The sequence below is a fragment of the Acinetobacter pecorum genome, assembly GCF_014837015.1.
Taxonomy (GTDB): domain Bacteria; phylum Pseudomonadota; class Gammaproteobacteria; order Pseudomonadales; family Moraxellaceae; genus Acinetobacter; species Acinetobacter pecorum.
This window is the reverse complement of sequence record NZ_JACSPT010000034.1, coordinates 1-11027: the sequence shown is the minus strand read 5'-3', so window position 1 is coordinate 11027 and position 11027 is coordinate 1. Positions and strand designations below refer to the sequence as shown.

At 37.8% G+C, this 11027-nt stretch carries 10 protein-coding genes and 1 pseudogene; 5 read left to right on the top strand and 6 right to left on the bottom strand.

The genetic code is table 11. From position 1 onward, the window contains the following. The coding region (locus H9629_RS15065; protein ID WP_191731422.1) for a hypothetical protein at positions 1-896 on the bottom strand (896 nt) is incomplete at its 3' end. A 2666-nt stretch (positions 897-3562) separates the two neighbouring features. On the opposite strand from H9629_RS15065, the gene H9629_RS15060 reads away from it, so the two are divergent. Further along, positions 3563-4141 carry a plasmid replication DNA-binding protein gene (locus tag H9629_RS15060; RefSeq protein ID WP_005265097.1) on the top strand — a complete coding sequence of 193 codons (579 nt, stop codon included), beginning with the start codon at positions 3563-3565 and terminating at the stop codon, positions 4139-4141. A gap of 19 nt (positions 4142-4160) precedes the next feature. Here the strand turns inward: H9629_RS15060 and H9629_RS15055 are convergent, their stop codons facing one another. Then, positions 4161-4409 (bottom strand): hypothetical protein, encoded by a 249-nt coding sequence (locus H9629_RS15055; RefSeq protein ID WP_191731421.1) that lies wholly within the window; start codon positions 4407-4409, stop codon positions 4161-4163. A 265-nt stretch (positions 4410-4674) separates the two neighbouring features. Here H9629_RS15055 and H9629_RS15050 point away from each other — a divergent pair, with 265 nt between their 5' ends. From H9629_RS15050 to H9629_RS15040, 3 genes are all read left to right on the top strand, one after another. After that, on the top strand, positions 4675-5076 hold the full coding sequence (locus H9629_RS15050) for a PH domain-containing protein (protein ID WP_191731420.1): 402 nt from the start codon (positions 4675-4677) through the stop codon (positions 5074-5076). A 234-nt stretch (positions 5077-5310) separates the two neighbouring features. Next, entirely contained in the window at positions 5311-5622 is a 312-nt protein-coding gene (locus tag H9629_RS15045; protein WP_159373036.1) for a BrnT family toxin, read from the top strand. Beyond that, positions 5585-5899: a BrnA antitoxin family protein gene (locus H9629_RS15040; RefSeq protein WP_085064197.1), complete on the top strand. Its 315-nt coding sequence runs from the start codon at positions 5585-5587 to the stop codon at positions 5897-5899. The genes H9629_RS15045 and H9629_RS15040 overlap by 38 nt, the downstream gene beginning before the upstream one ends. 319 nt (positions 5900-6218) lie before the next feature. Here H9629_RS15040 and H9629_RS15035 read toward each other — a convergent pair whose 3' ends face one another. Together H9629_RS15035 and H9629_RS15030 are read right to left on the bottom strand one after the other, a co-directional pair. Further along, positions 6219-8615: a glycerophosphodiester phosphodiesterase family protein gene (locus tag H9629_RS15035; RefSeq protein WP_191731419.1), complete on the bottom strand. Its 2397-nt coding sequence runs from the start codon at positions 8613-8615 to the stop codon at positions 6219-6221. A gap of 783 nt (positions 8616-9398) precedes the next feature. Further along, complete coding sequence (locus tag H9629_RS15030) at positions 9399-9623, bottom strand: helix-turn-helix transcriptional regulator (protein ID WP_004676219.1); 225 nt, start codon at positions 9621-9623, stop codon at positions 9399-9401. A 149-nt stretch (positions 9624-9772) separates the two neighbouring features. Between H9629_RS15030 and H9629_RS15025 the strand changes: the two genes are divergently transcribed. Then, positions 9773-10018: a hypothetical protein gene (locus H9629_RS15025; protein ID WP_004282220.1), complete on the top strand. Its 246-nt coding sequence runs from the start codon at positions 9773-9775 to the stop codon at positions 10016-10018. Between the two features lie 258 nt (positions 10019-10276). Here the strand turns inward: H9629_RS15025 and H9629_RS15020 are convergent, their stop codons facing one another. Further along, positions 10277-10597 carry a hypothetical protein gene (locus H9629_RS15020; protein ID WP_024437329.1) on the bottom strand — a complete coding sequence of 107 codons (321 nt, stop codon included), beginning with the start codon at positions 10595-10597 and terminating at the stop codon, positions 10277-10279. 160 nt (positions 10598-10757) lie between these two features. Further along, positions 10758-11027 (bottom strand): annotated as a pseudogene (locus H9629_RS15015) (hypothetical protein); the annotation flags it as partial.

Sequence of the window (11027 nt, the reverse complement as noted above, 5' to 3'; positions counted from 1 at the left end):
TTGGTAGCGTATGTTTCCAGTCGTGGTAGATAGGTCAAATGTGGCGGATTGATGTCAATTTGTTGCCATGTTTTTTTTAGTTTTCGCTTTAAAAACCGTTGGCCAAAATGCAAAAGCTGTCCTGTTTGTTGACGGTTTGCCTTAAATACTGCCCACCGCTCAAGCATTGAGAAATAGGCCTTTAACTCTGCTCTATTACGCTCTGCTGCATCATTCCGTTTTTGGCTAATCAGTTTATTAACGATGTCCACCAATCTTTTTTTCATAACTTCGAAAGAGGCTTTAGAGTAACGCCATGACCAAGCGTATGACCGAATTCGGTCCTTAAATTCCTTATCGTCTTTTTGAGCAAGCTGCTTATAGCTCTTATGATCAGTCCTCACTAGCTCGAAAACCATGTGCTGTGTGGCTTTGAAGCAAATTGGATCATTCAAGATAAATTGTAAATTTTCATTGTCACTAAAGTACTTTTGAATCGCTGTAATTTCAGCATCAATAGTTGGCTTAATCCAATTAAAATCTTTAAATTTTTCTTGTAATTTACTGATTTTATCGCGATCTTTTATCTTAGTAATTTTAGAAACGGTCACACCATTTTGTAAATTAAAATCACGACTTTTTGGGGTCGTAAACAATAAATGTAAATTCCATAAATTCGGATTAAAAACCTCACGCTGCAAGATCAAAGTACAAATCGGCAGGCCTTTTTCCAGTCGATAAGTCCGTTGTCTTGGAGTTTGATTGAGGTCATATCTAGCCGTTAATTTCTCAAGTAAATCATCAATACTTTTTTGACTGCTATCAAAACTAAAATGGGTATAAAAATATGCCCCATTTGCTACGTGGTCAGCTAACCGTTGAAGTGTATATTTTCCATTTGGACTAAAGACAATCATTTTAAACTTTGTAATCTAGGGTTTTTAGTAAAAGTAACCCATTTTTTGTGCAAAATAAACGTTGTAATGTAGTAAAAGAAAAATAAGGCTTTTAAAACTTTTTGGGCATAGCCCTGCCATACGAAGTATGGCCTTAAAATTGGTTTTTCCGGGATACTTGTAATTGGGTAAATAGTAGTTCCTACAAAATCAGATAGACGGTACTTATTTTATGTTTTATGCTCATTTCATCATTGAATGAAGTGCGCCTGACCAGTGCATTAAAACCGACCTTTTAGACCGTGTTTTAGTGTGCTAAAGGCACACTAAAACTTTGATTTTTTAAACTGCTCATACTCGTTGACCTAACCAGTCAGAGAGTACCTGACGAAGCGGACTGCTGGAGAAATTTAGCTCGGTACGCTTTGATGGGAGCTGGTGAGATGAAATACTCACCTTCGATCCAATCCAATATCTATTCTTGGCTTAGGCTAGGAGTTGGGCGATAAGGAAACGGAATCACGGTGACGTGGCGCATGGGTAGTAATAGCCATGCTAGGTATTTTGATACTGAAATCCTGTTTTGAAGAAATGGTTAGGTGCATTCAGGATGAAAGCCCCGTTAATAGCCACCGTTCCAGATTGATGCACGAGTTATGTTGGTCTGGTTCGTGACACACACGATGGATTTTGAGCCAACTGAGAAGTTGGAGGGTTACAAGTCGAAAGATGGCGTAACTGGCACTCGATGAAAGTCGAGGTCAATTGATAGCTCAAACGTGTAAATGCGAGAGTGCGACTCGCTATGTGTATTGTATGTGCTTTACCCTCAGTAATGACGATCTGATTTTGTAAGCGATTTTTTGGAACTGCGAATCGTGAAGAATGGAAAAAATCAGGTGGTCTAGAGGATAGGCGTTCTGCAAATTAAAGCTTCAATAACTAACTTGGGAAGCACAGCACCGTATGCTGCATGAATTGGTTAAATGCAGATGTTAAACGGTGAAGTGTGGGAGCGATCTTGAGTAGCGCATATAAAGCGACTTTTGTCGTGGAAATTGTATTCTTGCTTGCAAGAGTAAAAACCATAGCTACCGTGCCAGAAATGGTCTGTTAAGGGAATCGTGGTTTTGCGAAAAAGTGATGTTGGGATGCGTAGAGGTACGCATTGAGTAAGTGCTTATGTCATAGTAACAGTGGCATAAGTCAAGAAAAATCAAAAGGTTAAAGGGGAGTTTGGTCACTCTCTGCTGCGCAAGTTGGTCGCTTGAGCTAAACTAAATTTGATGACATACAGATTTTCAACTGTTTGAATTATTTGAAAATTTAAGAAATCTGGAACTTAATTCGTTGTAGAAACCACTTCGACCATCGGAAGATGGCAAGGAAGTCTATGCAGGGTCAGATGTGTGCAAAGCTAATCGGATGACCTGTTTTAAGCAAAGCTTTTTTAAGTTGGATTATAATTTTTGAAAATATTTATTTGTTAGAAAACAATTAGTTGTAATAACTTAAAATTCGATGGTTTACCATTTTTTTTGATAAAAAAGGCGTTCAGGGTTCAACTTGGCATGTTGAACTGCGTTAAATTGCGTGAACTCTACGTTAGTGAGATATGCACCCATCCCCGATCTAAGCCAAAGATCAAAGGGGAATGGGATGTCTACTGGAAAACTGAAGAAGTACTTCTAATTCACAATCAATATCTCTGTTTCTCTCTCATTTGCGATTTAAGCTATTTAGTCGTTAGAAGGTACCTTCTAACGAAAAAGTAGTTAACAGAGCTATAACCCCTTATTTTTCGCACTTAAATAACACTTTTAATAAGATCAAAGAAATTAGAAAATACTAGAGTTTATTATATTAAATGCTCTCACTCTCTCAAGATCCCCACAGCCGTCGCTTCGCTTTGGGCTGATGGTGAACGTTGAGAGAGTTTCGGCAATACTCTCCCTAAGGGCGGTCACTTAGAAAAATGACACATCCCTTAAGTATTGCCGATTTACCAGTCGGGCTGACGGAGCCACGCATCGGTCGTATCCGCACATAGTTTTGCTGACTATGCAGACAAGGACTAAAGGTCTTGCACCTTCCCCCACGCGCTCCTTGTCGAAGTATGGCAGTATCTCAGCGAGGGTTTCCCCAACATGCAACTTAACCAACCTATACAACTACTCTCAACGCCCCGTTTATGTGAGATTCCCCTGTAACGGTTCCGCCTTTCGACGATCGCTACGATGCACCAGTGACACTTATTCCCTCCACATGCACCGCATGCCAACCATAAAATGGGCACGCAGAAGCAGGCAAAGCTCGATCTGGGATACTTATTTGATGAAAAAAAACACTTTATTAACGAAGACTTATCATTTTAGGCTTGATATTACTGCACATAACAGTGAAAATAGAGTTCAGGTACAAGCCTTGTGTGAAATCATAACGGTCGCCAAACCTTATGATCTTCGTTAGGAGATGTTCCACCATCAACTAACTGCGTACCGACGAATTTAAAGCCCTGTGCGACGAAAGTCAAGCAGGGCTTTTTCGTTTTTAAAAATAAAAATATTAAATATTATATATTTGCGGTATATGGTGTAGTTCCTAATATTGGCTAACTCTCTCACAAAATATATGCTGATACTTATATGATTTACGTCAAAACATAATAAACAGGACTTGTAAGCTAAATGGCGAAACTATCACTGAGCGAAGTATCTAAGCGTTTTAATATCGATAGATCGACAATCTACAGAGCTGTAAAAAATGGACGCTTGTCTCGTACTGGTGATGGTCAATTTGATCTTGCCGAAGTAATTCGATGCTTCGGTGAACCACAACAGGTATCACAGCCGGCTAATGAAGCTCCTAAACAAAGCAGTGATGCAGCTACGCAAAAACTTATCACTCATTTAGAAAACGAAGTCAAAAAATACCAGGAACGTGAAGAACGTTTGATGCAGCAAATTGATCGGATGCAGACTCTGATTGAATTAAAAAGTGTCGCACCTGCCACGGCAGCACAACACTCCGACACTACAGCATGCGACACCCAAATACCACAGTATGCGACAGCAGATCAAAATACTGAAAACAATAAAATTTTAACCAAAAATATGGTGGAAAATGTTGCAGTGCAACACCCTGACGCTATAGCGAGCGACACCCAAACGCCACAGCATGCGACGTTGCAAAGTGTAGCAGTGCCACAACCCAAAAAACGGAGTTTATTTGGACGCGTATTGAATGCTGTATTCAATGAAGATTAAGAGTTCTATACTTTAAAAATCATCTGATGTCTTTTTTTTTGATCTTCACTGTACCTCGCTTCGGCAGACGCTTAGAAATTTCTAAGTTACGATACAGTTGTTTAATCATCACAGGCTCACTATTCGGAGCCTTACACACTACGGTATCGTTTGTGACATAGACTACAGGTCCATTACTAGCTCTTGCAATAAAGGTCTCCGTGAGCACCCGACCTGCCTCTTTAGCAATAACGCGCTCCTCCTCATCCATCTTCTTTATCTCATCCATATCTCAACCTTCTTAAGAATCAAGTTTTATTATTCTCACTATTTAACTTAAATATGAACCTTTTTGTTTAATTGAATTGTTCATGTGGACTACACAAACCCGTGGAACATTGCTCACTTATTGGGCGTGGAACGTGGAAAAACATAAAAAAAGCCCATTTGAGGGTAAATGGGCTTTTGAAGAGTATATAAGAAATTGATTTTTAAAGTAATAAAAATTGTATTTCGTATAAGGTGTATTATGTTAATTTTAGAGAAATTCAATAATGCAAAAATATAAATCAAAAATAGATTGGTGGGTGATTATAGTTTTGACAGGAAGTTCTTTACTGCTTTTAACCTTAGTCTATAGTCATTTTGATAGCCAAAATTTACATGCAAATATAATTTTTTCGGTCCTTTTAAGTTCTTTAGCTCTAGTGGTTTGGTTACCCATTCCAACAACATACTATGTTGTAGACGGTGAGATATTAAAGATACACAGTATCTTCTTAAAGTGGGAAATTCCATTGAATAGCATTGAAAAGATCGAGGAAACATCAGACTCTTTATCAGCTCCAGCTTTATCTTTAGATAGAATAAGAATTGAATATAAAAAAGATGGTATTCATGAATCAATCATGGTTTCGCCAAGAAATAAAACTGAATTTATAAAAAAAATATCTTGATTTATCCCGCATTTAACATAATGGCGGTTATACGAAGTACACTTGTATATTAACTTAAATATCAATTGCTTAATAAAATCATAAAAATCTAAAAATGCAAAAAAAGCCGATTTTGAAACAAGTCGGCTTTTTTATGTTCGATTCTGTAAGATTTTGCCAATAGAAAATGGAACAACTTTGCAAAATTTACAATTTTGTATTAACATTTTTATATTAACAAAAAGCGATGCAACTATGGAAATTGAGTTTTCATGGGATGAGCATAAAGCAGAAACAAACCTCAAAAAACATGGTGTAGCTTTTGAAGATGCAACCTTGGTTTTTTATGATGCTCATGCCGTCTTCAAACAGGATCGCTTTGAAAATGGTGAATATCGTTGGCAAGCGATAGGTCTCGTACACGGGCAGACAGTTTTATTAGTGGCTCATACTGTACAAGATCATAATGGGATTGATCATATCCGTATTATTTCAGCACGACAGGCAGAGAAAAAAGAGAGGAAACAGTATGAAAAAAACCGTTACGTACAAAGTAGATTTGAATAAACCTCCTGTCTTATCTGAAGAACAAAAGGCAAGACTTGAGGCATTAGATAAACGCCCAGACAGTGAAATAGACTTTTCAGATATTCCCGAACTTGATGAAAGTTTTTGGAAAAATGCAGTACAAAATCCTTTTTACAAACCGACTAAACAAGTAACTACGGTTCGTATTGATGCAGATGTTATGCAGTGGCTAAAAGCCCAAGGAAAAGGCTATCAAACACGAATGAACAAGATTCTGCGTGATGCCATGCTGAATGAACTAAAAAATCATCCGTAAAAAATGGGAGCTATAGGCTCCCATTTTTGACTTCGCATAATCCGTATTATGTTAATTTTAGAAAATATTAAGGATGGGAATAGAGAATGGTAGAAACAGACCAAAAATTAGCACAGAACGGATGTTGTTATGCTTAATCCTGATCGGTTAAAAATACAAATTTAAAATCAATAAAAGGTGACAACTACCTTGATACTTACCGAACAGCATGCTTTATCAATTTTTATTGACTTAGTTAAAAAAACCCACTTTACAGTGGGTTTTTACTACATTAACTCATCAAGGTGATGCTCTAAGAATCTAAGCATATGTTTTAATTTTATTGAATTGTTACAGTGACAGGTTTTGCATAAATCGTATAGGTATAATTTGGTGCCATCGTATATTGATAGCTTGGCATGACATAAGCTGTACCTTTTTCAGTAAATGTCAGCCCTTGGCCATTTTGCGTATATTTAGCCGAATTTGGCAAAACCAGCATATTTTTAACAAGATAATTCGATTTCGTTCCAATTTGAGTTTGGATTTCTGCATTGATTTCTACAGGCTTGCCTGCAGTGGCTATGAGCTGACTTGCTGTATTCAATTTTACCGCCAGATTTGAAGATTCATGCGCATAATCAGTCGTTAGACCATGTGTGCCTTGTACATACATGCGGTAGAAGTCATCTTTATTTAAGCGGAAAGTCCATGGCCAGAAAGTCACGCCGCGCTGGCTCGCCATCATCATCAGCTCTTTATTTAAACCAGAAAAAGAAGGATTAAAAGTAGAAGAGTATTTTTGTGCAGCATCTAAAATGCGGCGCGTGTTGACAATATTGCTTTGAGCTGTTGGCGTACTGGTCAAGTATCCAGTGGATACACCAGGAATTTCATTCTTCATATGTAGAATTTGATCGCCAACGAAACTGATGACAATCGCTTGATCATAGGCATTATGCTTATCTAGCAATTCCTTAATTTTTGGTACAATTTCAGGTTTTGAACTCTTTATTTCAATGAAGTTTGTCACATTTGGATATTGTTTTACAGCCGCAAGAATTTCATCCATTGTCGGTACTTTACGTCCATTTGGAATGGTGCGTAAGTTTTGAATTTCTGCGAGCGTCAAATCTTCAATTTTGGCATTTACACCTGTAGTGCGTGTTGTGGTTGAATCATGCATGACCACGACATGATTATCTTTAGAAAGATATACATCGTACTCAACCGCATCTGCGCCAACTTGAATCGCTTTTAATGTGCCTTCTAAAGTGTTTTCATCCTCAAGTGCAGGAATACCGCGATGGCCTGTAATCAGCGGTTTGCGCAGCAGCGTGTTCGGCGCCATTAATTTCATAATAGAAAGAACGCTGTCGGGCTGCTCGGTGTAAATACCGTTTACACCTGTGCTTAAGAACTCTGCTGCTGTTAATGGGCTGCTGCTGTCTAGGTTTGCCCACGGTGTAATCAGCAGACGCTGTAAATGTGAAACCACTTCTGTTTGTACCAGATGCTTAGGCAGAATCACAATTTTTGCAAGTGATGAATTGGTATTGTGGGCAATGGTCACAATATCCTTAGTTGAGCTGCTCAGCCCAGTTTGTTTAGAGTAATCCAGCGCGGTACGCAGTGCTGGAATTGCAATTCGCGCTTTGCGAAGAAGCTCTGGCTGATCTGAAAGCAAGGTAATATCCGCCAGATCATAACTTTCGCCCAATGTTTTTAGCTTATTAATGGTCTGTTCATTTTGAATGCGTAGCAGCGGAAGTGTGCGGCGTGTTGAGTCATTCAGATAATCACGTAAAGCCATGACTTTTTCCTGCTCAGTATTCAATAGATTTAATTGTTCATCGAGCTGATAGGCAATGTGTGTTGCTGCTGTAGAGGAAATGCCGTTCAGGGGTGCAGGCTGTGCAATGGTTGGCGCCATAGAAACTGGCAGATTATGATCAATAATTTCGGTAACACGGTTTGATTCTGGCAGAGGATCAAGCTGTTCTGTAATTTTGATGGCATCTACTTTCATCAATAAGCCAGCAGTAGAGAGGCCAATTGCGCCTTGATCTAAATTATAAGGCAGTGTGGTGTCTAAGACTAAATTGTCATCAATATAATGGCGCACACGTTGACCATGCACAATCACAGTCGCTTTATACGACTTATTGACCTCCATATTTTCTTTATAAGCAGATTTATGCAGCACATTCCACGCATTGGTAGGCTGGCGCAGCGCAAGTTCTAGACCGCTGGCGCCAGCTGCATCGGCGCGAATTGCAAATTGATAATAAGGCGTGAAGGCAGGTTCAGCATAGCTGTCAGCAGCGCGGTAAATAATACTGCCCCAGCGGCCGCCATTATTTCTTTCTAAATAAGTAAATTCGATATCTATGCGATAGTTTCTGAGTTTTTGATATTCAGGTGACAGCATTAACGTGGTCATTTGTGTGTCATTGGCGCGCCCATCAATGAATAAGCTGCCGTCTTTGACTTCAACCGTGCCTGCATTTGAGCGCAGTGTTGTCCATGCTGCTGGCAGCGCTGTGAGTTGATCGAAGTTTTCGTCTAAATAGACTTTAGGTACAGGAACTTCTTCTTCTGGTGTTTCTGGCTCTGGGGCTGGTGTTGTCGGTGTTTCAGGCAGGGCGGATGATTCATCTTTATCATCATTGTCGTTGCAGGCAGTTAAATTGAATGCCAATAATATTGCTAAGCTCAATGAAGTCAATTTAGTCATTATGTAGTCTCAGGTTTGATTTTTTAAAAAGCGATTCAAACTTAAGAGTTGAAAATGACACTTTGGTTGATTTGTCATATATCTAAACTTTGCTTACATATTAATGATTTATGAATTCATAAAATTTTAATAAAAATAGATTAAATAAATATGATCAATATTTAATCAAAAAAGTACATTGTTATGATTTATCAACTCATCCACTGCTCAAATTATCCCCAATTTCTGCGGACAACCCTTGGGATAAATCTCAGCCAATTTTGTACGCTTTGACTTACATTCATTCAGGCTCTTTGTGTCTATGCCATTCTTCATCAATTTTCTATTATGGGGACATAGAGAGCAGGATGCTCCAGATAAGAATAATAAGATCAGATACAGGGAATGTGAGGTACGACAGGAGTTATACCAACGCATCAAATATGTAAAAAAGCCTAACAGGATGTTGGGCTTTTTTATTGACTAAATTAACCTTTGAATTGCATTTTTTTAGCCTTACTACCGATTATTTAACTATACGGAAGAAAGAATACCATTTATTTAACATAAAATCTCTTATGCGAAATTCAGTTGTAACCCCCAAATAGAAATGTCCGGTTTATCGATTGCTCGACCTAAGATCTCAGAACATAAGAATTTGATGAACACCCTGGTTCTCAAAACTCGATACTTTATTGAAAAGTTCTATCGAGGCTTATAAGTCCCTGAAACAAAAAAATGCCTGAACTTCAGGCATTTTTTACGTCATCACTAACAGCTTACAACAATCAACAAACGAGAGTTTTAGTCTTTTGAATACGACTTAATTTTTTCAAAAATAGGGTAAAAGTCTACACCCTCATCTTTCATGCTAGAAAGTAAGTAAACCAGAACAGCGATATGAGTAGGTACTTTTCCGATCTTTTTATAGTTAGTTATGGAGTTTGGATTCATGTCCAATAAGGTTGCAAATTCCTTAATTGAAAGACCTGCTTTCCCCATAAGTCTTTGAAATTCTTCGTATGGCATCGTGATAAATACAATCTGTTTGAATTAGAAGTATAACACAGACTATAAAACTTAAAAAAACACATAAAAAATGTGACGAACACATTTTTTATGTGTTATAAATAGCTTATCAGCTAACCCATTTATCCTTATTATCGGAGAAATATAATATGTACTCATACCCGGATTCAAACACTGAAAAGAAAATTGCTCTCATGATCATCAATGACTTTTTCATTCAAAAAGCCCATGAACTGTGGATTTTTTTACAACTCGATCAGTGCTTTAATGATTATGAAGCCACACTGATTTGGACTCGACGTTATTTAGAGAAGCATCCTGAGTGTGAGTACAGCGATATTCAAAAAGCCTTTGTTTCTTGTTTCCCAGAGCACTTCTTCAGCTTTGACTGTTAATTTATGAGAGGCACGGTAAAAAATCGCAATGGGTAAGTAAATCCCAAATAGAAAGAGCCAGTTCATACAACTGGCTTTTTATTGTCACGTATAAATCTAAGACTTTCTTTGAGCATACTAAAATTGATGTTCCACGGCTTCTAAAACATTGATTTTAGGTTCAGGATTGGGGTCGCCATGACGTTACTTTAGGGTGTACTCCAAGTTTACATAATGTTCTTACACGAAATTAGAAGTCACTTCATTGATTGATAAAATTTATTGAATTTTTAAATCAATGCCGTAAAGGTTATTTATATCTTTTGCCGCATCAGGATCTCCATTCCTAGCCGCAATAATGAGCCAATATATTGCGCGGTGATGTATATCAAGATTTCTAAATGTCATAGCCAAGTCATATTGCGCTATATATCCCCACTCTGAAGCATACTCTTCAGCCTCATATGCACATTTTGTCGCAATCTCCATATGGCCGGCCCTTCTAGATAGGGACGCGGCATTCAACCAAACAGACCCGGGGTATTTAATAGCCATACCTACAGGTTTTTTACTATTTTTTTCAATAGGTAAGTCAGTCATTTTCTAACCAAATAAAATCTTAAAGAAAAGACAATACAAGAACATAAAAAAAATGTAAACATATGATTTTAAAAAAAATATTAAAAAAATATTAAAAAAATAATAACTAAATCGTTATGAAAATATTTAATTTTTAGAAATAGAATCATAACACCACGGATCACTGCAAAACATCTAAAAACAGTTCATCCGACTTATCCTGAATATCTTGGTTAAGCTGATTTCTTCGGGAAATCTCACGCTCAATATAATCATCAATATCGTGATTTGAATTTGCTGATTGAATCACTGCAAGCGGTATCTCAATTCCATGTTCATCCCAAGCATTGCGCCGATCAATGTACTCATCAAGATTGGTAGCGTATGTTTCCAGTCGTGGTAGATAGGTCAAATGTGGCGGATTGATGTCAATTTGTTGCCATGTTTTTTT

Bases quoted from the DNA above. Each gene is read 5' to 3' on its own strand.
- H9629_RS15060 (WP_005265097.1), top strand. From the start codon at position 3,563: ATGGCGAAACTATCACTGAGCGAAGTATCTAAGCGTTTTAATATCGAT.
- H9629_RS15055 (WP_191731421.1), bottom strand. From the start codon at position 4,409: ATGGATGAGATAAAGAAGATGGATGAGGAGGAGCGCGTTATTGCTAAA.
- H9629_RS15050 (WP_191731420.1), top strand. From the start codon at position 4,675: ATGCAAAAATATAAATCAAAAATAGATTGGTGGGTGATTATAGTTTTG.
- H9629_RS15045 (WP_159373036.1), top strand. From the start codon at position 5,311: ATGGAAATTGAGTTTTCATGGGATGAGCATAAAGCAGAAACAAACCTC.
- H9629_RS15040 (WP_085064197.1), top strand. From the start codon at position 5,585: ATGAAAAAAACCGTTACGTACAAAGTAGATTTGAATAAACCTCCTGTC.
- H9629_RS15035 (WP_191731419.1), bottom strand. From the start codon at position 8,615: ATGACTAAATTGACTTCATTGAGCTTAGCAATATTATTGGCATTCAAT.
- H9629_RS15030 (WP_004676219.1), bottom strand. From the start codon at position 9,623: ATGCCATACGAAGAATTTCAAAGACTTATGGGGAAAGCAGGTCTTTCA.
- H9629_RS15025 (WP_004282220.1), top strand. From the start codon at position 9,773: ATGTACTCATACCCGGATTCAAACACTGAAAAGAAAATTGCTCTCATG.
- H9629_RS15020 (WP_024437329.1), bottom strand. From the start codon at position 10,597: ATGACTGACTTACCTATTGAAAAAAATAGTAAAAAACCTGTAGGTATG.